Here is a 19,804-nt window from a genome sequence, read left to right on the forward strand (position 1 = left end):
GGGGCCTTTCCGCTGCCGATCAGCCAGTCGCCGTCACGCCCCGACCAGCAGCCCGCCGCGGGAGCGCCGTCGGCCAGTGAGCCAACGCCGCAGTCGCCGAGTACCAGGCAACAGCCCCCGCAGCGACACCGAACCACCCCCCGACCTTGCCCAGCCCATCGTTCCCGGCGAACTGGGCGATCGCGAGAAGCACGAGGGAAACAAAGAACAACCCGTAGGTGCCCTGGGTGAGTTGGTCGCCGCCCGCGAGGGTCACGGAGAGGGCGACGAGGGCGAACAGGACCAGGAACAGCCCCGCCGCGTTGTCCGACACGGAGTTGCCCGCGGAGACGGCCCAGGTGAACCAGAGCGCGCCGAACGCGGTGAACGCCGTACCGGCCGCCGTGTCGCCCTCGCGGAACGCGAGCAGTCCGACGACGAAGAGGGCAACTCCGCCCACATAGTGGGCCAGTGACACGGCGTCAGCCGTGGAGACCCCGTTGATGACATTCGTGTACCCGAGCCCGAAGGCCAACAGGGTGATTCCCAGGGCGAGTCGGCCGACGATCGAGGTGGTGCTTCCCGCAGAGACGTCATTGTCCACGGCGGGCTCCCTTCATGCATGTGCGGTTGTGCGGTGTGACCGATATATGCCCTTCACAAGGACACAAACACCTCTGCACAGCGGCGAATTCGGGAGCTCACCTGTGAGTTCGACCGACGGGCCGACGAGTCAGGGAATGACGACGACGGGCCGCTGCGCCCGCTTCGCGAGCCGCCCCGCGACGGAGCCGAAGATGCGTCCGACGATGCCGTGGGTCGAGCCCACGACGATCGCGTCCGCCTCGTACTCCCGCCCCACCTCTTCGAGTTCATGGCAGATGTCGCCACCGCGCTCGACAAGGATCCAGGGCACTTCCGCCAAGTACTCGGCGCACGCCAGCTCCAGACCCAGCACCTCGGTGCGGTGGTCCGGCACATCGACGAAGACCGGTGGCTCGCAGCCCGCCCACACCGTGGTGGGCAGCCGGTTCGCGACATGCACGATGACCAGGCCCGAGCCCGAGCGGTGGGCCATGCCGATCGCGTACGCGAGGGCACGTTCACTGGACGTGGAGCCGTCGAAGCCGACGACCACTCCGTGCTTGAAGGCTGGATCGCAGGAATGACGTGGCTGTTCCGCCGCCAGGGGCTCGGCCGCCGTGGGGTCGGCGACGGGGCGCTTGCGGTCCGCTGGTTCGAAAGATTCGTGACCGGCCATGGGTGTCTCGGCTTTTTGATCCTCTTGGGAGGGGACAACAGGGTGCGGCGGAGCTGTGTCCGGGAATCATCTTCCCAACCCCATACCCCCAAGGGTACGGCGGCACTCCTCCTTAGCCCATATCCCGCACATGCTCCGGCGGAGTTCCCCGGAGCATGCACGAGGGGGCGCCCGTAACGCAATGGTTGCTGCCCCGTACAGGCGGTTTGCACAGGATTCACTTATCCGCAGGCGTCCATGTCCCTCCATGGACTGCCCTACAGTGACCGACGCATCGAACACGCGTTGAACCCGGCGAGCCGCCGCCCCAGGGAGCACGCCATGTCCGGACACCGCACGACCTCCGAGACACACCCCAGCCACGACACCGCCACCGACGTGGTCCGCTGGGCGGTCTTCAGCTGCGTCCTCGTCCCCCTCGTCCTCCTCTGGTACGGCACCTCGTTCGCCGGCGCCACCGGTACGGCCCTGGGTCTCACGGCCGTCACCGCCGCCTGCCGGGTGCTGCTGCGCCGCTCCGAACAGGGCGAGGCCCGGCTGCTGCCCGAGGAGCAGGCACCGCCGCTGGCCGAAGAACACTCCTCGCACCGCGGCCACCGCCACCGGGCCGCGGCGGGGGCGCACAGGGGCGGGCGGCACGCCGGGGGAAGTGCACCGGTCGACTGACCGGTTTCCGCGCACGCGCCCGACGCTTTTCAGCCAACTTCCGGCCACCGCGCATCTGTTGTCCGAACCACCCCCCAACCCCCGTTCCACCTGCACCGAAAGGGTCTGGGGGGCCTTGCGCACCCTACGGGGATTGGCCACTAAGACGAGGCGCACTTCCCTGCACGGCCCACGAGTGCAACGCTTCGTGATCGAATGCTTCACGCCAAGTTGCCATGTCGACAATGTGCCGGTTGCCGAACTGGTCACCCCGGCACCACTGGACACAGTAGATTCGATCTTGACGTCTTACGGCGGGGGACTCGTGCAGGACCGAGGGGAAACGTGCTGGAGCGACAAGCCCGACAAGATAGGGGCGACGCGACCACCGAGGGGGGCTTAGCAGTATGAGCCACGACTCCACTGCCGCGCCGGAAGCCGCGGCCCGGAAACTTTCCGGGCGACGCCGCAAGGAGATCGTCGCGGTGCTGCTGTTCAGCGGCGGCCCCATCTTCGAGAGTTCCATACCGCTGTCGGTGTTCGGAATCGACCGGCAGGACGCCGGAGTTCCGCGCTACCGCCTTCTTGTGTGCGGTGGCGAAGAAGGACCGCTGCGTACGACCGGCGGGCTGGAACTCACCACACCGCACGGCCTGGAGGCGATCTCACGGGCGGGCACCGTCGTCGTGCCTGCCTGGCGGTCGATCACCTCGCCGCCGCCGGAGGAGGCACTCGACGCCATCCGCCGGGCGCACGAAGAAGGGGCCCGCATCGTCGGCCTGTGCACCGGCGCCTTCGTGCTGGCCGCGGCGGGTCTGCTGGACGGCCGTCCCGCGACCACCCACTGGATGTACGCGCCGACGCTGGCCAAGCGCTATCCGTCGGTGCACGTCGATCCGAGGGAACTCTTCGTCGACGACGGGGACGTGCTGACGTCCGCCGGTACGGCGGCCGGAATCGATCTCTGTCTCCACATCGTGCGGACGGACCACGGCAACGAGGCGGCCGGCGCGCTCGCCCGGCGCCTGGTGGTCCCGCCGCGCCGAAGCGGCGGTCAGGAGCGCTACCTCGATCGGTCTTTACCAGAGGAGATCGGCGCCGACCCGCTCGCGGAGGTCGTCGCCTGGGCGCTGGAGCACCTCCACGAACAGTTCGACGTGGAGACGCTGGCGGCACGCGCGTACATGAGCAGGCGTACGTTCGACCGCCGCTTCCGCTCGCTCACCGGGAGCGCTCCCCTGCAGTGGCTGATCACGCAGCGGGTGCTCCAGGCGCAGCGTCTGCTGGAGACGTCGGACTACTCGGTGGACGAGGTCGCGGGTCGCTGCGGCTTCCGCTCGCCGGTGGCTCTGCGTGGCCATTTCCGGCGCCAGTTGGGCTCGTCGCCCGCCGCCTACCGGGCCGCGTACCGCGCCCGCAGGCCCCAGGGCGACAAGCAGGTGGACGGCGACGGCGCTCCCGGCCAGCCCGGCGGTCCGGCGTCCCTGGGTCCGGCCGGGCTGCCGCCCGCGCTGCACCCGGACGGCCCGGTCCCGATGCAGACCCGCCGTACGGCGGCGAGCGCGCTGTCGGCGACGGCGTCCGCGTCGGCCTCCTCGGCGGAGAACGGCCGTGAGGCGTACGCCACAAGCCGGGCCGCGAGTCTGCCCAGCCAGCGGAGCGCGACGTAGCAACCGCACGCCCCCGGAGGTCTCTCGCAGGAGATCTCCGGGGGTTTCCGCATGTACCGGCGGCACAAGGTCAGCGCACGGTCGGCTCAGCCGGGCGGCACGCACCTTAAGGTTAGACACATGAACGATCGCATGGTGTGGATCGACTGCGAGATGACCGGCCTCTCGCTGTCAGACGACGCTCTCATCGAGGTGGCCGCCCTCGTCACCGACTCCGAGCTGAACGTGCTCGGCGAAGGGGTGGACATCGTCATCCGCCCGCCGGACCAGTCGCTGGAGACGATGCCGGACGTAGTACGCCAGATGCACACCGCATCCGGCCTGCTCGACGAGTTGGCCGGCGGTACGACGCTGGCCGACGCGGAGGAGCTGGTCCTGGCGTACATCCGGGAGCACGTCAAGGAGCCGGGCAAGGCCCCGCTGTGCGGCAACTCGGTCGGCACCGACCGCGGTTTCCTGCTCCGTGACATGCCGACGCTGGAGGAGTACCTCCACTACCGCATCGTGGACGTGTCCTCGGTGAAGGAGCTGGCCCGCCGCTGGTACCCGCGGGCGTACTTCAACAGCCCCGAGAAGAAGGGCAATCACCGCGCCCTCGCCGACATCCGCGAATCCATCGCCGAGCTGCGCTACTACCGCGAGGCGATCTTCGTCCCGCAGCCCGGCCCCGACTCGGAGACGGCCCGCACGATCGCGGCCAAGCACGTCGTGCCCACCTCGTAAAAGGCGGGCGCGAGCACCCCTTCGGACCCTGTACACTTTTTCTCGGCCGGTCGGAAACTTTCAGAGTGAACGACCGGGCATGGTGGGTGTAGCTCAGCTGGTAGAGCACCTGGTTGTGGTCCAGGAAGTCGCGGGTTCAAGTCCCGTCACTCACCCTGAGTAATCAGCCGGTGACTTCGGAAACGAGGTCACCGGCTGATTCGTTTTCCGGAGCCTCCCATGTACCCAGCGCGCATCCGCACCCCCCGTCTCGACCTCCTCCCCCTCCGCGCGGAGCACGCCACCGAGATGGCCGCCGTCCTCTCCGACCCGGCGCTCCACACCTTCACCGGCGGGGCTCCCCTCACTCCCGCCGCCCTTCGCACCCGTTACGAGCGCCTGGTCGCCGGCTCCCCGGACCCGGCGGTCTCCTGGCTCAACTGGGTCCTCCGCCTCCGCGCCGAAGCCCGCCTCACGGGCACCGTCCAGGCCACCGTGACCGGGTCCGGGGCCGAGATCGCCTGGGTGGTGGGCGCACCCTGGCAGGGCCGCGGCCTGGCGAGCGAGGCGGCGCGGGGCCTGGTGTCCTGGCTCGGAGAACAGGCGGTTCCTACGGTCGTCGCGCACATCCACCCGGACCATCGGGCGTCCGCGGCGGTCGCCACGGCGGCGGGCCTGACGCCGACCGACGAGTGGCAGGACGGCGAGATCAGGTGGCAGCGCGCCACGCGTCCGTGAACTCCCGTACGCCCGCGAACCGTTCGGCGGGATCGGCACGGGTTGCCCTTTCCAGCACGGCGAGTTGACCCGCCGTACCCCGCCAGGCGCGCTCGCTGTCACCGGCGTCGAGGAGGAGGCGGGCGGTGCGGCCGAGGGCGTAGACCGTCGTACGGATGTCGATGCGGGCGCCGTGGTGCCACTCCTCGGGGGCCATGAAGCGGGCGGAGCCCGGGAGTCGGTCGCTCTGGAGGACGAAGGGGCCGGGGCGGTACTCGTCGAGGTCGACGAGGTGGAGGACGTCGCCTCCGAAGTCGTAGAGGAACGCCCCGTCGTACAGATCGACCGCCACCATCCCCGCGGCCTCCACCGCGAGGTGCGCGTCCAGCACACGGTCGACCGCGCGGAGGACGGAGGCGAGGGGCAGGGCCCGGAAGCGGGCGCGGGCGGGCCCGTAGAGGGACTCGCCGTGATGCCAGGGCATGACGACCGCCGTACGTCCACTGCCCGCCACGGCGATCCGGTGCAGCTGCGGGGCGATCGCCGGGTGCCGTACGGCTCGGTGGAAGGCCCAGGCGCCGTCAAGTGAGGCCTGGGCGGCGGGAGTTGTCGCCTCCTTCACGAACCAGCGTTCCCCGTCCGGGAGTTGGACACCGTAGGAGACGCACCCGGAGTCCTGTTCGCGGAAGGCTCGGAACACCTTGCCCACGGTGCGGAGGTAGGGCTCGGTCGCGGGGATCCTGTCGACGGTCAGGAGCGGGTGGGGACGGGGTGTCATGGGACCCAGCCTGGACGGTGGAGGGCCGGGCGGGGAGCGGAAATCCCTGAACGCGCCCCACGTTTCAGGACGACGCCCGCGTCACCAACTCCGTTGCCAGGACCGCCTGTCGGCGCTCAAGTCCCCGGGACGTGGCCGGCCGCCGGTCCGCGATCTCCGCGAGCAACAGGTCGATCATCGCTCGGCCCATCTCCTCGATCGGCTGGCGGACGCTGGTGAGGGGCGGGTCCATGTGGCGGGCGATGGCCGAGTCGTCGTAGCCGACGAGGGCCACGTCGTCCGGGATGCGGCGGCCCTCCTCGCGGAGGACCTGGCGGGCGCCCGCCGCCATGACGTCCGAGCCGGCGAAGACCGCGTCCACGTCGGGGCGGCGGGCCAGCAACTCCTTCATCGCCCGGCGGCCGCCCTCCTCCGTGAAGTCGCCCAGCTGGATGAGGTGTTCGTCGATCTCGTGGCCCGCGTCGAGGAGTGCCTCGCGGTAGCCGTCCACGCGGCGCTGGGCGCCGTACACGTCCAGGCGGCCCGTGATGTGCGCGATGCGCGTCCGGCCTCGGGACAGCAGGTGTTCCACGGCGGAGCGCGCGCCGCCGTAGTTGTCCGAGTCGACCGACGTGAGCGTTTCCGCCGCCGAGCGCGGGCCGCTGATCACCGCCGGGATCTCCAACTGGGCCAGCAGGTCCGGGAGGGGGTCGTCCGCGTGGACCGAGACGAGCAGGACGCCGTCCACCCTATGGGCCGCCAAGTACTGGGCCAGGCGCTCCCGTTCGCGGTCGCTGCCCGCGAAGATCAGCAACAACTGCATCTCGGTTTCCGAGAGTTCGGCGCCCACGCCCTTGAGCATGTCCGAGAAGTACGGCTCCGCGAAGAAGCGGGTCTCCGGCTCGGGGACGACCAGGGCGATGGCGTCGGTGCGGTTCGCGGCCAGCGCACGTGCGGCCGTGTTGGGGACGTAGCCCAGCTCGGCCACCGCCGCCTCCACCGCCGCGCGGGTCGCGTCGCTGACCCTCGGGGAACCGTTGATCACCCGGGAGACCGTGCCGCGGCCCACACCGGCGCGCGCCGCGACCTCCTCCAGGGTCGGCCGGCCGCCACTCCGGCTCCGCGCTCCGTGGCCTGCCATTGGCTCCGCCTCCTGTCGACCCACCCGTTGGCCTGGAATGTAACAGTCCTGATCAGGGAAGAGGGGCGTGAGGAGCCCCGCCTCCGGCCGAATCCCCGCCTTCCCCACGGTTAGCTAACAGACGAATAACTGAACGCATCTCTCCGCGTCCGCTCCCTTGACACCCCCGCGCGAACCGACGACTCTTCAACACATCACCGGTGGGAGCGCTCCCACGGTACCTGACACATACACATCCCGCACGTTCCCCGCCCGAGCCGCAGCGTGAACTAACGGGCCCAACAATGCAGTTGGCCGGGGGGTCGGCACGTCAGGCAACAGGAGGACGTAATGCGCACGAGTACCCGACGGTCCCATCGGCTGATGGCCCTCGCGGCCGTCGCCGCGCTGACCACGGGAGTTCTGGCCGGCTGCTCCAGTGACTCGAACGACAACTCGTCGAGCTCGAACGGCGGCGGCAACTCCAAGGGCAAGACCACGCTGACCGTCGGTACCTTCGGCGTCTTCGGCTACAAGCAGGCCGGTCTGTACGACGAGTACATGAAGCTCCACCCGAACATCACCATCAAGGAGGACGTCACCACCCGTACCGACGTGTACTGGCCGAAGGTCCTCACCCGGCTCCAGGCCGGTTCGGGCACCGACGACATCCAGGCCATCGAGGTCGGCAACATCACCGAGGCCGTCCAGACGCAGGCCGACAAGTTCGTCGACCTCGGCAAGGACGTCGACAAGTCCCAGTGGCTGCCCTGGAAGAACTCCCAGGCCACCACCAAGGACGGCAAGCAGATCGGCCTCGGCACCGACACCGGCCCGATGGCGATCTGCTACCGCAAGGACCTCTTCAAGAAGGCCGGTCTGCCGACCGACCGCACGCAGCTCGCCAATCTGTGGAAGGGCGACTGGGCGAAGTACGCCAGCGTCGGCAAGGACTACATGAAGAAGGCGCCCAAGGGCACCAAGTTCGTGGACTCCGCGTCGTCCGTCTACAACGCGGCCATCGGCGGCGAGAGCCAGCGGTACTACGACAAGGACGGCAACGTCATCTGGGACAAGTCGACCGGTGTGAAGGCGGCTTGGAACGCGGCGATGGACGTGGCGACCAGCAACATGTCGGCGAAGCTGAAGCAGTTCGACCCGACCTGGGACCAGGGCTTCGCCAACGCGAGCTTCGCCACGGTGGCCTGCCCCGCCTGGATGATCGGCTACATCGAGCAGAAGTCGGGCGCCTCCGGCAAGGGCAACTGGGACGTGGCGGCCGCGCCGACCGCGTCCAACTGGGGCGGTTCCTTCCTCGGAGTTCCCACGGCGACCAAGCACCAGGCGGACGCCGTGGCGCTGGCGAAGTGGCTGACCGCGCCCGCACAACAGGAGAAGGTCTTCGCCAAGCAGGCGAGCTTCCCGTCCACCCCGGCGGCGTACCCGAACCTGAAGCCGGCCGCGGACACGACGGCGTACTTCTCGAACGCGCCGATCACCCAGATCTTCTCCGACTCGGCGAAGACGATCCCGGTGCAGACCTTCGGCATCAAGGACCAGCCGATCGGTACCGCGATCACTGACGTCGGCATCCTCCAGGTGGAGCAGAAGGGCAAGACCCCGGACCAGGGATGGAGCGCCGCCACCAAGGAGATCAAGGACGTGCTCGGGCAGTGAGCAGCTCCAAGCAGGCCCTCGCACACCCCGCGCCGGGCTCCGGCGCCGCGCCCGGCGACAAGCCGGGCGCGGCCCGCGGCGCCGGCGGTCGCGGTACGCCGGCTCCCGGCCCGAGTTCGTGGCGGAGCCGGCTGTACCGCTGGGACATGAAGGCGGCGCCGTACGCGTTCATCTCCCCGTTCTTCATCATCTTCGGGGCCTTCGGCCTCATCCCGCTGCTCTACACGGCCTGGTACTCGCTGCACAACGTGCAGTTGTCGTCGCTGGACCACAAGACGTGGGCGGGGCTGGACAACTACCGGAACCTGCTGTCCTCGGACTTCTTCTGGAACGCCCTGAAGAACACGTTCACCATCGGGCTGATCTCCACCGTGCCGCAGCTGTTGATGGCGATCGGGATCGCGCATCTGCTCAACTACCGGCTGCGCGGCTCGACCGTGTGGCGGGTCGTGATGCTCACCCCGTACGCCACCTCGGTGGCCGCGGCGACCCTCGTCTTCACGCTGCTGTACTCGTGGGACGGCGGGATGGTCAACTGGCTGCTGCACTTCGTCGGGGTCGATCCCATCAACTGGCGTGAATCCACGTGGGGTTCGCAGTTCGCGGTGTCGTCGATCGTGATCTGGCGGTGGACGGGGTACAACGCGCTGATCTATCTGGCGGCGATGCAGGCGATCCCGGGCGACCTGTACGAGTCGGCGGCGATCGACGGCGCCAACCGCTGGCAGCAGTTCCGTCATGTGACGATCCCCCAGCTGCGCCCGACCATCCTCTTCACGGTGGTCGTCTCCACCATCGGCGCGACCCAACTCTTCGGCGAGCCGCTGCTGTTCGGCGGGGTGAGCGGTTCGAAGGGCGGCTCCGAGCACCAGTACCAGACGCTCGGTCTGTACATGTACGACCAGGGCTGGATCATCGGCAACCTCGGCAAGGCGTCCGCGATCGCCTGGTCGATGTTCCTGATCCTGCTGATCGTCGCCGCGATCAACCTGCTGTTCACCCGACGGCTGAGGAAGTCCCAATGACGACAAGTGAATTGACGCTCCCTCAGGATCAGGTGCCGGTACCGGCGGCACGCACCCCGCGCCGCCGGGTGATGGGCGCGGGCAAGCAGATGCACGCGGGCCCGCTGACCTACGTCGTGCTGGTGGTCTTCGCGCTGGTCTCGCTGGCCCCGCTGGTGTGGACGGCGATCGCGGCCTCGCGCAACAATCAGCGGCTCGCGGAGACCCCGCCGCCGCTGTGGTTCGGGGCGAACCTGTTCAAGAACCTCCAGGCGGCCTGGGAGCAGGCCGGCATGGGCACCGCGATGTTCAACTCCACGATCGTCGCGGGCTCGATCACCATCGGCACGGTCCTGTTCTCCACCCTGGCGGGCTTCGCCTTCGCCAAGCTGAAGTTCAGGTTCTCCAGCACGCTGCTCCTGCTGACCATCGGCACGATGATGATCCCGCCCCAACTGGCCGTCGTACCGCTGTACTTGTGGATGGCGGACCTGCACTGGTCGAACCACCTCCAGACGGTCATCCTGCCGACCCTGGTCAGCGCCTTCGGTACGTTCTTCATGCGCCAGTACCTCGTGCAGGCGCTGCCGACCGAACTGATCGAGGCGGCGCGGGTGGACGGCGCGAGCAGTCTGCGGGTGGTGTGGCACGTGGTCTTCCCGGCGGCGCGCCCCGCGATGGCGGTGCTGGGGCTGCTGACCTTCGTGATGGCCTGGAACGACTTCCTGTGGCCGATCATCGCCCTCAACCAGCAGAACCCGACCGTCCAGGTCGCCCTGAACTCCCTGGGCACCGGCTACATCCCCGACCAGTCGGTGATCATGGCGGGCGCGCTGCTGGGCACGCTGCCGCTGCTGATCGCCTTCCTCCTGTTCGGCAAGCAGATCGTGGGCGGGATCATGCAGGGCGCGGTCAAGGGCTGAGGGTTCGCCCGCTTCCTCACCTCGCTCATCCCGCTTGTCTCCTACGTCAGCCGGGGAGCCGGGGCGCCGCCGCCCCGGCCTCTCCGGCCCCCTCTCCTCCACTATGGGAGCGCTTCCATGTCTGAGCCCATTACACCTGTCACCTTCCCTCCCGCCTTCCTCTGGGGCGCCGCGACCTCCGCCTACCAGATCGAGGGGGCGGTGCGGGAGGGCGGCCGTACGCCCTCGATCTGGGACACGTTCAGTCATACGCCGGGCCGTACGGCCGGTGGTGAGCACGGTGACATCGCTGTCGACCACTACCACCGCTACCGCGACGACGTGGCATTGATGGCGGACCTGGACCTGACGGCGTACCGCTTCTCGGTCTCCTGGCCGCGGGTGCAGCCGACCGGCCGGGGCCCGGCGGTCCAGGTGGGCCTGGACTTCTACCGCCGCCTGGTGGACGAGCTGCTGGCCGTCGGCATCAAGCCGGCGCTGACCCTCTACCACTGGGATCTGCCGCAGGAGCTGGAGGACGCGGGCGGCTGGCCGGAGCGCGACACGGCGTACCGCTTCGCCGAGTACGCGCAGATCATGGGTGAGGCGCTGGGCGACCGCGTAGAGCAGTGGATCACGCTCAACGAGCCCTGGTGCAGCGCGTTCCTGGGCTACGGCTCGGGGGTGCACGCGCCGGGCCGTACGGACGCGGCGGCTTCGCTGAAGGCCGCGCATCACCTCAACTTGGCGCACGGGCTGGCGACTTCGGCGCTGCGGGCGTCGATGCCGGCCCGCAACTCGATCGCGGTGAGCCTCAACTCCTCGGTGGTCAGGCCCGCTTCGCAGTCCCCCGAGGACATGACGGCGGCCCGGAAGATCGACGACCTGGCCAACGGGGTGTTCCACGGACCGATGCTGCACGGGTCGTATCCGCAGTCGTTGTTCGAGGCGACGAGGTCGGTCACGGACTGGTCGTACGTCCTGGACGGCGACCTGACGCTCATTCACCAGCCGTTGGACGCGCTGGGGTTGAACTACTACACCCCCACCCTGGTGGAGGCGACCGAAGCGGCCCCGGCGGGCAGCCCGCGCGCCGACGGCCACGGCCTGAGCGCGTACTCCCCCTGGCCGGGCGCGGACGACGTGGCGTTCCTCCAGACCCCGGGCGAGCGTACGGAGATGGGCTGGACGATCGACCCGACGGGCCTCTACGACCTGATCATGCGCTACACGAGGGAGGCCCCGGGCCTGCCGTTGTACGTGACAGAGAACGGCGCGGCCTACGACGACAAGCCCGACCCCGAGGGCAACGTCCACGACCCGGAGCGGATCGCCTACCTCCACGGCCACCTGTCGGCCGTACGCCGGGCGATCACGGACGGCGCGGACGTGCGCGGCTACTACCTGTGGTCCCTGATGGACAACTTCGAGTGGGCGTACGGCTACGGGAAGCGGTTCGGCGCGGTGTACGTGGACTACGCGACGCTGGCCCGCACGCCGAAGTCGAGCGCGCGGTGGTACGGGGAGGCGGCGCGGACGGGGGCGCTGCCCTCGGTGCCGGGGGTCTGACCGACGGGGGCCCGGGGGACGGGGCGCGGCATGCCGTGGGGGCGTGCCGCGCCCCGTCGGACTAACCGGCCGGGAGGATCAAGGGGGTTAGACGGAGCCCCAGCCTGCACGCAGCGAGGTCCTGAATGCGCCCACCATCGCCTACCGCCCTTGCCAAGCTCTAAATAGAGTGATTCATTCGATCCGCAAATGAATGGATGAGCGTCAAGCGCGAGGAGAGGTCCGTGGCCGCACCTGAGATCAACGCTGTCACCTTGGGTGGGGATCCGGTCACCATCGACCAGTTCGTCGCGGTCGCCCGGCACGGCGCCCGGGTCGAGTTCGACGCGACCTACGTCGACCGCGTACGCAAGTCCCGCGCGTTGGTCGAACGCTTCCTCGCGGAGAACCGCCTGGTCTACGGCGTCACCACCGGCTTCGGTGACAACGTCACGGAGGTCATCGACCCGGCGGACGCGGAGCGGCTCCAGCGCAACATCGTGCGGTCGCACGCCGTGTCGGTCGGGGAGCCGTTGCCCGTCGAGGTGGTCCGTGCCATCGCGTTGATGGAGCTCGTCGGGCTCGGTGAAGGGTTCTCCGGTATCCGGTTCGAGACGCTGGAGCTGATCCGGCGGATGCTCAACGCCGGGGTCACGCCGCACGTCCCCGGCGAGGGTTCCGTGGGCTATCTGGCCCCCGAGGCCCACATGGCGCTCGTACTCCTCGGCGAGGGCCGGGCCTGGTACGGCGGCGAACTCCTGCCCGGCGCCGAGGCGTTGGCCCGGATCGGCGAGCGGCCGACCCGACTCGCCTGCAAGGAAGGGCTGTCGCTCACCAACGGGACGCACTCGGTCACCGCGATCGCCGTCCTCGCCGCCCACGACGCCGAGGTCGCGGCGACCACCGCCGACGTCGCCGCGAGCCTGTCGGTACAGGCGCTCAAGGGCACCGTCCGCGCCTACGACGCCCGGATCCAGGAGCGGAAACGGCACCCGGAGCAGGCCGCCGTAGCCGAGAACCTGCGACGGCTGACCGAATCCAGCGCGATCAGCGCGGAGTTCCTCGACCACCGGCTCCAGGACAGCCTGGCCCTGCGTGCCGTTCCGCAGATGCACGGCGGTGCGAAGCGGGCGCTCGCGCAGGCCCGGGAGGTCATCGTCGAGGAGTTGCACTCCGTGGGCGACAACCCGGTCATCCACCCCGAGGGCGAGGACGGGGTCGCGCTGAGCGGGGCGAACTGCGACAGCACGTACGTCGGCATCCAGGCCGACACCATGGTCAACGCGATGACCGTGCTGGCCAAGGTCTCCGAACGCCGCACCGACCGCATGGTCAACAGCAACTTCAGCGAACTGCCCGCCTTCCTGGTCCGGCGGCAACCGGGCCTCAACAGCGGCTACATGATCGCCCAGTACACGGCCGCCGCCCTGACCATGGAACTGCGCGGCCTGGCCGTACCGGCCTCCGCCGACAACGTCACCACCTCGGCCAACCAGGAAGACACGGTCAGCAACGCCTACTTGGCGGCCCTGAAGGCCTACCGCGCGGCCCGCAAACTCGCCTACGTCATAGCCATCGAGCTGATGTGCGCCGCGCAGGCCCTCGACCTCCTCGCGCCCCTCTCCCCCTCACCGGCCGCGGAGGCGCTGCGCGCCCGCATCCGGGAGACCGTACCGACCGTCGACGGGGACCGGGCCTTCCATGTCGACATCGAGCACATCGCCGAACTCGTACGGAGCGGGGAGGCGTTGCGGGTCGTGGAGGGCGTGGTGGGGGCGCTGCACCACTGAGGTCGGACATCCGGAGACGGCCGCCCCGCTGACCCGCTGACCCGGGAACGAAACAGGATCAGCGAGTCAGGGGAACATCGAGGTCAACCGCCCAGTGGAGTAGCCGCAGTTGTATCGATCTCGAGGTCTGTCGATCGGGCGGGAGTCGAGCTATCACGAGGCTCCGCCGTCACGCGGAGAGTCAGGACGTCTTGACCGCTTCGGCCAGCATCCGGGCGACCTCCTGGGTGGAGGGGGTCATCTCGATCTCGTGGGCGATCTTTTCTGCCACGGCCCGGTACTCGGGCCCTGCCAGAACATCGGCGAGGGCCTGAGCGACGGCCTGCGGCGGCGCCTCTCCCAGACGGAACGAGATCCCCGCACCGCTGTCGGCGACCCGCTGTGCGTTCACCGGCTGGTCCGCTCCCTGAGGCACCACCACCATCGGCAGTCCCACAGCGAGCGCGCCCAGCACTGTGCCCGAGCCGCCGTGGGTCACGACCACGTCAGCACCGGAAAGCAGCTGGGCCAGGGGCGCGAACGGCGCAAACTCCACCCGCTCGTCCCGCGGCTTGTAGTCGGAGACCTGCGACATGAGGCCGAGAGTCACCCGCAAGTCGACGTCCAGGGAGAGGAATTCCTCGATGAGCGGGTCCACGATCTGCGGCGAGGAGAACATGGTGCCAAAGCTCACCAGAACGCGGGGACGGCCTGCGGACGGTGCGGCCTGGGCATCCGGCTGCCCGGCCGACCTGTGGGCCTCGGGCCGCAGACCGTGCCACTCCTCGGGTCGCTTCCAGCCCTCGCGCTGCAAAGCGGACGGACAGGTGTCCAGGTACCAGTGCTCGGGTCGCTGCTCGATGCCCAAGGCGCTGTAGCGCAGTGCGAGGCGCTTCCCGAACTCCTCCACGGAGGCCTCGGCCGTCGCCGGTCCGATCCCCACGACGGCCACGGGCACACCGAGCGCTGCCGCGACCGCCGGGCCGAGGAAGTCGTACATCTCCGAGACGATCAGGTCCGGCGCCCATTCCTGGGCCGCGGCCAGAGAATCCTTGAATCCAAGGTCGATTCGGGCACCGGCGAAGAACTCCGCCTCCGCTTCCACCGTCACCCCCTGGAAGAGGTTGTGCCCAGTGGTCCTCAGAACCTCGGCCACGAGCTCCGGTGCGGTCGCACCCGCGCCCAGAACGAGAATGCCGTCAGGTTCGAGTATGGGCGCGGCGGCGGCCGCCGTGAGCATCGCTACGTCCGTCCCCTGCTCGCGCAGCGCGCGGGCCAACGGAAGAAGCGGCAGGATGTGACCGTGTACGGGCGTACTGGAGAACAACACGCGCATTGAAGATGGCTCCAAGGGAATGGGGAACGGTCTGTGCGAGCGAACCGTTCACACACACCTCGACGCCCGGCGTCGGATGGTTTGGGTGAGGCGACCCACTACTCGGATGATCATACCGTTAGTCCCATTTGACCAGGGCGACATTCGATGCCGGTAGACCAACTGCCGTACTGGCTAAGCGAGTTGCCGTTCCCGTCGATCCCTGGTGTCGTGGTCGCGGCTGTGCGCACGGACGGCGAGGCGATACCTGTTGTCGAGGCTCGGTGCACTCCGCCGGGGGCCGCCTCAGATCAAAGACCAAGCTCAGATCGTATACAGCAACCTCTCAGCCCCAAGGTGTCCAATCCCTGCGTACGGGGTGATCCGATCCCGGCGCGGACGGGAGGACGTCATGTTTTTCATCGTGTTGGTGCTGCTGGCCCTGATCGTCGGCGGGGCGGTCGCCTTCGGCAAGAGGCAGGCGGGGGGCGGGAGTTCGCGGTTCGACGGCAGCGGCTACAACTCCGGGTCCGCTTCCCAGTCCTACGACGCCGACGCCGGCGCGGAGGCCACCCGCTGGGTGGAGCGGCTGGGCGGGAGTCTGTCGACGCTGGACGCCGGCGACGACACCGCCGCCCGGCAGGCCGTCGCCGACGCCACCGAGCGGCTCCGGGCCGCGGAGGGCCAACTCGCCGTCGCCTACTCGCCGATGCAGTACGGGCTCGTGACGCAGACCGCCGTCGAGGGGCTGCATCACATCCGAACCGCCCGCGGTGCGCTGGGACTCGACCCGGGGCCCGAGTTGCCCGCGCAGGGTGCCGGTGGACAGGTCACGGTGGGCGGGCAGACGTACACCGCGTCCGCGCGGCCCGGCGCGAGCACGCCGTACTACTACCCCGGCGGGGTCGTCAACGGCCGTTCCATGGCCGGGGGTTGGTACAGCACGCCCTGGTGGAAGACCGCGCTCGTCGCGGGTGCCGCCGGGGTCGGGGGCATGCTGCTCGCGGACGCGTTGTTCGACGGCTTCCACCATCACGGGCCGCACGGTGGGATGTTCGGCGGTGGGCCGGGCGGACCCGGTGGGTTCGGGGGCTTCGGCGGGCCCGGGGGCTTCTGAACGGGATCGCCACCGGCCACCGGCGGGTACCTCAACCACCCTTGATTCTCAACGCAGTTGGGGTAGTGGTACCGCGGTCCCACGCGGCGGAACCGATTGTGTCCGGTGGTCCCACGGACACGGACATGGGCGTTCCTAGCCTGGTGCGGGAATCCGGCACCACCGGTGACCGTCACCGACCGGACCCGACCCATGAGCATTGAGGATCGATCCCCATGGTGCTGTTCAGAAGTCCGTCCGCGAGATTGAGCACGGCGGCACTCTCCGCGTTGTTCCTGCTCTGCGAGGGGTCCGCCGCCGTGGCCGCGCCGAGCGCCGTCGGCCGTACCTCCGTTCACGAAGTCGACGTCACCGACCTGCCCGCCACCAAAGAGGGTCAGCCGACGGTCGCCGTCAATCCGAGGAACCCCGACAACCTCGTCTTCGTCTCGACGATCTTCCCGCCGTCGCCGGGCCTGGAACCGGTCGACGGCGGGTGTTTCCTCGCCTACTCGAACGACAGGGGGGACACGTGGACCCGGGTGGCGTGGCCGTTGGGCACCGCGGCGCCCAAGTGTGGTGAGCCGAGCGTGCAGTTCGACGCGAAGGGCACCGTGTACGTGGACAACAACCAGGTCAGCTCGGGTCTGGCCGCGAACCTGGTGAACCACAACCAGGTCGCCAAGTCGACGGACGGCGGCCGGACTTGGACCGACCCGGTGTCCACGCCGTTGCTTCTCGGGGGTGCCCCGAAGATGCGGGTGGACGCGGCGACGGGCAAGGTCTACGCGGTCGCCGGGGCGGCGTGGGAGTACCCGAGCGCGGTCTCCGTCAGCGCCGACGGCGGCAGGACCTTCAGCAGTGACTCGCGGGTGATCCCGGGGCCGATGCCGTGCATCGAGGTGGCGCCGGGCATCCCGTTGGTGTGCGGCTACCCGGGGCGTGAGATCGCCGTGTACGGCGGGATCCTCGTGTCCGCCTCCCAGGAAGCGGGACAGCCGGTGAACTTCCACGTCAGCCGCGACGACGGCAGGACGTGGACGAACACCACCGTCAAGAACGGCCGGGGAGCGCCCGTCGCGGCGGGCACCGGTTCCCTGGTGCCGACGCCTGGTCTGGGCGCGGCTGCCGATCCCGTCCCGTGGGTGGCGGCCGACCCCTCCCACCGCGGCCGGTTCGCGGTCATGGTGCCCCGGGACTCCAGCACCCTCGACGTCTACGTCACCCCGGACGCCGGCAGGACCTGGACCGGCCCGGCGACGATCGACACCCCGAACGCCCAGCGGCCGGCGATCGACTTCGGCGCCGATGGTGACCTGGGTGTCATGTGGCGGACCACCACGGGCGACGCGTTCTCGGTCGTCTCGTTCGACCACGGACGCTCGTTCGGCGACCCGGTGCGGGTCAACCGAGTGACCGAACCGGTCGGGGAGATGGGCCCGCCCGGTGACCGCTGGTCGGGCATCACCATCGCCGGCGGCTTCGCGTACGTCACCTGGGCCGACGGGCGGAACGACTCCTCCCTCGACTCGATCATCAGCCGGGTGCCACTGGAGCTGTACAGGAAGCACACCCACCGATAACCCGCACACACCCTCAGGGCCGGGGCGTGACCAGTCCCGCGTCGTAGGCGATGATCACTGCCTGGATACGGTCGCGGGCACCGATCTTGGCCATGACCCGGCCGACGTGTTTCTTGACGGTGGACTCCGTCAGTACGAGGTGTTCGGCGATCTCGGCGTTGGTCCAGCCCGTGCCGACGGCGACGAGCACCTCGTGCTCGCGTTCGCTGAGGGCCGCCAGACGCGGGTCCGTCCGGCGCTCGGCCTCGGGCGCCAGGACGTCGTGCGCGTGGGCGTCGAGCAGTCGGCGGGTCAACCGGGGGGAGACGACCGCGTCGCCGGTCGCGACCGCCTGGATCCCGGCGAGGAGTTCCGCCGGCCGGACGTCCTTGAGCAGGAAGCCGCTGGCCCCGGCGCGCAGTCCGGCGTAGGCGTACTCGTCGAGGTCGAAGGTGGTCAGGATGAGCACGCGGGTGCGGCCGCCCGCCGCCACGATCCGCCGGGTCGCCTCGATGCCGTCGAGACCCGGCATCCGTACGTCCATCAGGACCACGTCGGGGCGCAGTTCGGCCGCCATACGGACGGCCTGCGCGCCGTTGTCGGCCTCGCCGACGACACTCACGCCGGGCGAGCCGTCGAGCAGCATCCGGAAGCCCATGCGGGGCAGCGGCTGGTCGTCGGCGATCAACACGGTGGTCATGGCGCGGGCTCTCCGAACGTTGCCGGGGCGGACAGGTCCAACAGGACTTCTACGATCCAGCCCCGGCCGTCGGCGCGCGGTCCGAGGGTGACGGTGCCACCGTAGAGCGCGGCTCGTTGGCGGATGCCGACCAGGCCGTGCCCGGCGTCCTCGCGGGGAGCCGTGGACCGTTCGCGCCCCGGTGAACCGGTGTCGGTGACCCGCACGCGGAGCCGGCTGTCCTCGACCGTGAGCGTGACCTCCGCCGTGGCGCCGGGGCCGACGTGTTTGAGGGTGTTGGTCAACGCCTCCTGCACCACGCGGAACACCGTGAGCTGCACGCCCCGGCCCAGCGCGTCGACCGGGCCGGCGGTGCGGTAGGCCACCGGCAGGCCGGCCGCGCGCACCCGGTCGAGCAGGGTGTCCAGGTCCGGGAGACCCGGTTGCGGGGACCGCGAGGTGTCCTCCGGCTCCGCGGATTCGCGCAACACCCCCAGTACGCGCCGGAGTTCGTCCATCGCCTGCCGGCCGGTGTCGCCGATGAGATGGAGTGCCTGCTCGGTCCGGCCGGGGTCGCGGGTGGTGAGTACGGCGGCGCCGTCGGCGAGGTTGACCATGACCGACAGGTTGTGGCCGACGATGTCGTGCATCTCGCGGGCGATCCGCGAGCGCTCGGCCGCCGCGGTCAGCCGGACGCGCTGGTCCCGCTCGACCTCCAGTCGCGCCGCCCGGTCCCGCAGCGCGGACAGGTAGAGCCGGCTGATCCGGAGGGTCAGTCCCAGGGCGACGGACCCGACGCCGGTACCGACGGACAGGATCAGGAAGGCCACCGGACCGGCCACCGGGATCACGGTCACCACGATCAGTAGCCAGCCCGCCACGGTCACCGGCAGCGCCCAGCAGATCGCTCGCGGCGCAGCGTGCAGTGCCAGGTCGAACAGGGCGATCAGCAGCACGGCGGCGGCCGCGGGCCCCAGGCCCAGCGACCACATGACCGGGCAGACGAGGAGGCAGACACCGTAGACCGCGGCGGGATTGCGGCGGCGCCACCACAGTGGGACGACGAGCACGGCCGCGACGGCCAGCACCACACCGACGGGCAGGTCGGCCCCCACCGGGCGCGACACGGGATGACCGGGGCTGTGCACGAGCAGGTCCGGCGGCGCGGCGGCGGCGAGCAGGACCACCACGGTGGTGTCGAGGAGCCACGGACGCCGCCGGTCGGCCGCCCGCAGCCGGCCCAGCACCCGCAGCAGCAGCCGCATCAAGGGGTGCGCCCAGACGGCGTCCGGGCCGGCACCGAAAGTCTCCGGGCCTACGACCTGCGGCCCGGGCGGGGGCGCGTCCGCCCCTGTCCGGGCCGACCGCACCCTCGTCCTGTCGTCCATCGGCTCCATCCTC

18 protein-coding genes and 1 tRNA gene are annotated in these 19,804 nt (G+C 69.8%); 12 read left to right on the forward strand and 7 right to left on the reverse strand.

The window, feature by feature from the left end:
• Nucleotides 1–19: 19 nt before the first annotated feature.
• On the reverse strand, nucleotides 20–583 hold the full coding sequence (locus OG496_RS22785) for a GPR1/FUN34/YaaH family transporter (RefSeq protein ID WP_366490639.1): 564 nt from the start codon (nucleotides 581–583) through the stop codon (nucleotides 20–22).
• A 129-nt stretch (nucleotides 584–712) separates the two neighbouring features.
• The gene (locus OG496_RS22790; RefSeq protein ID WP_019065779.1) at nucleotides 713–1,240 is read right to left on the reverse strand and encodes a universal stress protein; all 528 of its coding nucleotides are present in this window, start codon (nucleotides 1,238–1,240) and stop codon (nucleotides 713–715) included.
• A 321-nt stretch (nucleotides 1,241–1,561) separates the two neighbouring features.
• On the opposite strand from OG496_RS22790, the gene OG496_RS22795 reads away from it, so the two are divergent.
• The 5 genes from OG496_RS22795 to OG496_RS22815 all read left to right on the forward strand — a co-directional run bounded on the left by OG496_RS22795 (nucleotide 1,562) and on the right by OG496_RS22815 (nucleotide 4,995).
• The gene (locus tag OG496_RS22795; protein ID WP_405972208.1) at nucleotides 1,562–1,906 is read left to right on the forward strand and encodes a hypothetical protein; all 345 of its coding nucleotides are present in this window, start codon (nucleotides 1,562–1,564) and stop codon (nucleotides 1,904–1,906) included.
• A 386-nt stretch (nucleotides 1,907–2,292) separates the two neighbouring features.
• Nucleotides 2,293–3,555, forward strand: a complete 1,263-nt coding sequence (locus OG496_RS22800) for a helix-turn-helix domain-containing protein (protein ID WP_405972209.1) — start codon at nucleotides 2,293–2,295, stop codon at nucleotides 3,553–3,555.
• Nucleotides 3,556–3,675: 120 nt separating this feature from the next.
• Nucleotides 3,676–4,278, forward strand: coding sequence for an oligoribonuclease (gene orn / locus OG496_RS22805; protein ID WP_405972210.1), 603 nt, complete (start codon nucleotides 3,676–3,678; stop codon nucleotides 4,276–4,278).
• A gap of 82 nt (nucleotides 4,279–4,360) precedes the next feature.
• A tRNA-His gene (locus OG496_RS22810) sits at nucleotides 4,361–4,433 on the forward strand.
• A 64-nt stretch (nucleotides 4,434–4,497) separates the two neighbouring features.
• Complete coding sequence (locus OG496_RS22815) at nucleotides 4,498–4,995, forward strand: GNAT family N-acetyltransferase (RefSeq protein WP_405972211.1); 498 nt, start codon at nucleotides 4,498–4,500, stop codon at nucleotides 4,993–4,995.
• On the opposite strand, the gene OG496_RS22820 is transcribed toward OG496_RS22815, so the two are convergent.
• Nucleotides 4,967–5,752, reverse strand: coding sequence for a serine/threonine protein kinase (locus OG496_RS22820; RefSeq protein WP_405972212.1), 786 nt, complete (start codon nucleotides 5,750–5,752; stop codon nucleotides 4,967–4,969). The genes OG496_RS22815 and OG496_RS22820 overlap by 29 nt on opposite strands.
• Before the next feature lie 64 nt (nucleotides 5,753–5,816).
• Complete coding sequence (locus tag OG496_RS22825; protein WP_405972213.1) at nucleotides 5,817–6,872, reverse strand: LacI family DNA-binding transcriptional regulator; 1,056 nt, start codon at nucleotides 6,870–6,872, stop codon at nucleotides 5,817–5,819.
• Nucleotides 6,873–7,202: 330 nt separating this feature from the next.
• Here OG496_RS22825 and OG496_RS22830 point away from each other — a divergent pair, with 330 nt between their 5' ends.
• The 5 genes from OG496_RS22830 to hutH all read left to right on the forward strand — a co-directional run bounded on the left by OG496_RS22830 (nucleotide 7,203) and on the right by hutH (nucleotide 13,772).
• Nucleotides 7,203–8,528 (forward strand): ABC transporter substrate-binding protein, encoded by a 1,326-nt coding sequence (locus OG496_RS22830; protein WP_405972214.1) that lies wholly within the window; start codon nucleotides 7,203–7,205, stop codon nucleotides 8,526–8,528.
• A complete protein-coding gene (locus tag OG496_RS22835; protein WP_366490631.1) occupies nucleotides 8,525–9,553 on the forward strand; it encodes a sugar ABC transporter permease in 1,029 nt (342 codons plus the stop codon). Before OG496_RS22830 ends, OG496_RS22835 begins: the two co-directional genes overlap by 4 nt.
• Complete coding sequence (locus OG496_RS22840) at nucleotides 9,550–10,455, forward strand: carbohydrate ABC transporter permease (RefSeq protein ID WP_366490630.1); 906 nt, start codon at nucleotides 9,550–9,552, stop codon at nucleotides 10,453–10,455. Before OG496_RS22835 ends, OG496_RS22840 begins: the two co-directional genes overlap by 4 nt.
• 117 nt (nucleotides 10,456–10,572) lie before the next feature.
• Complete coding sequence (locus OG496_RS22845) at nucleotides 10,573–12,003, forward strand: GH1 family beta-glucosidase (protein WP_405972215.1); 1,431 nt, start codon at nucleotides 10,573–10,575, stop codon at nucleotides 12,001–12,003.
• A 224-nt stretch (nucleotides 12,004–12,227) separates the two neighbouring features.
• The gene (gene hutH / locus OG496_RS22850) at nucleotides 12,228–13,772 is read left to right on the forward strand and encodes a histidine ammonia-lyase (RefSeq protein ID WP_405972216.1); all 1,545 of its coding nucleotides are present in this window, start codon (nucleotides 12,228–12,230) and stop codon (nucleotides 13,770–13,772) included.
• A 181-nt stretch (nucleotides 13,773–13,953) separates the two neighbouring features.
• Here hutH and OG496_RS22855 read toward each other — a convergent pair whose 3' ends face one another.
• Nucleotides 13,954–15,030, reverse strand: coding sequence for a glycosyltransferase (locus OG496_RS22855; RefSeq protein WP_405972217.1), 1,077 nt, complete (start codon nucleotides 15,028–15,030; stop codon nucleotides 13,954–13,956).
• A 448-nt stretch (nucleotides 15,031–15,478) separates the two neighbouring features.
• On the opposite strand from OG496_RS22855, the gene OG496_RS22860 reads away from it, so the two are divergent.
• A complete protein-coding gene (locus OG496_RS22860; RefSeq protein ID WP_405972218.1) occupies nucleotides 15,479–16,183 on the forward strand; it encodes a hypothetical protein in 705 nt (234 codons plus the stop codon).
• Nucleotides 16,184–16,398: 215 nt separating this feature from the next.
• Nucleotides 16,399–17,745 (forward strand): sialidase family protein, encoded by a 1,347-nt coding sequence (locus tag OG496_RS22865; RefSeq protein ID WP_405972219.1) that lies wholly within the window; start codon nucleotides 16,399–16,401, stop codon nucleotides 17,743–17,745.
• A 13-nt stretch (nucleotides 17,746–17,758) separates the two neighbouring features.
• Here the strand turns inward: OG496_RS22865 and OG496_RS22870 are convergent, their stop codons facing one another.
• Entirely contained in the window at nucleotides 17,759–18,424 is a 666-nt protein-coding gene (locus tag OG496_RS22870; protein WP_366490625.1) for a response regulator transcription factor, read from the reverse strand.
• Nucleotides 18,421–19,791 carry a sensor histidine kinase gene (locus OG496_RS22875; protein WP_405972220.1) on the reverse strand — a complete coding sequence of 457 codons (1,371 nt, stop codon included), beginning with the start codon at nucleotides 19,789–19,791 and terminating at the stop codon, nucleotides 18,421–18,423. The genes OG496_RS22870 and OG496_RS22875 overlap by 4 nt, the downstream gene beginning before the upstream one ends.
• Nucleotides 19,792–19,804: the final 13 nt, after the last annotated feature.

The organism is Streptomyces sp. NBC_00988 (genome assembly GCF_045162645.1).
In the GTDB taxonomy this organism is placed as follows: domain Bacteria; phylum Actinomycetota; class Actinomycetes; order Streptomycetales; family Streptomycetaceae; genus Streptomyces.

Excerpts from the sequence above, each read along its gene's own strand:
- OG496_RS22790 (WP_019065779.1), bottom strand. The coding sequence starts at position 1,240 with ATGGCCGGTCACGAATCTTTCGAACCAGCGGACCGCAAGCGCCCCGTC.
- OG496_RS22795 (WP_405972208.1), top strand. The coding sequence starts at position 1,562 with ATGTCCGGACACCGCACGACCTCCGAGACACACCCCAGCCACGACACC.
- OG496_RS22800 (WP_405972209.1), top strand. The coding sequence starts at position 2,293 with ATGAGCCACGACTCCACTGCCGCGCCGGAAGCCGCGGCCCGGAAACTT.
- orn (WP_405972210.1), top strand. The coding sequence starts at position 3,676 with ATGAACGATCGCATGGTGTGGATCGACTGCGAGATGACCGGCCTCTCG.
- OG496_RS22815 (WP_405972211.1), top strand. The coding sequence starts at position 4,498 with ATGTACCCAGCGCGCATCCGCACCCCCCGTCTCGACCTCCTCCCCCTC.
- OG496_RS22820 (WP_405972212.1), bottom strand. The coding sequence starts at position 5,752 with ATGACACCCCGTCCCCACCCGCTCCTGACCGTCGACAGGATCCCCGCG.
- OG496_RS22825 (WP_405972213.1), bottom strand. The coding sequence starts at position 6,872 with ATGGCAGGCCACGGAGCGCGGAGCCGGAGTGGCGGCCGGCCGACCCTG.
- OG496_RS22830 (WP_405972214.1), top strand. The coding sequence starts at position 7,203 with ATGCGCACGAGTACCCGACGGTCCCATCGGCTGATGGCCCTCGCGGCC.
- OG496_RS22840 (WP_366490630.1), top strand. The coding sequence starts at position 9,550 with ATGACGACAAGTGAATTGACGCTCCCTCAGGATCAGGTGCCGGTACCG.
- OG496_RS22845 (WP_405972215.1), top strand. The coding sequence starts at position 10,573 with ATGTCTGAGCCCATTACACCTGTCACCTTCCCTCCCGCCTTCCTCTGG.
- OG496_RS22860 (WP_405972218.1), top strand. The coding sequence starts at position 15,479 with ATGTTTTTCATCGTGTTGGTGCTGCTGGCCCTGATCGTCGGCGGGGCG.
- OG496_RS22865 (WP_405972219.1), top strand. The coding sequence starts at position 16,399 with ATGGTGCTGTTCAGAAGTCCGTCCGCGAGATTGAGCACGGCGGCACTC.
- OG496_RS22870 (WP_366490625.1), bottom strand. The coding sequence starts at position 18,424 with ATGACCACCGTGTTGATCGCCGACGACCAGCCGCTGCCCCGCATGGGC.
- OG496_RS22875 (WP_405972220.1), bottom strand. The coding sequence starts at position 19,791 with ATGGACGACAGGACGAGGGTGCGGTCGGCCCGGACAGGGGCGGACGCG.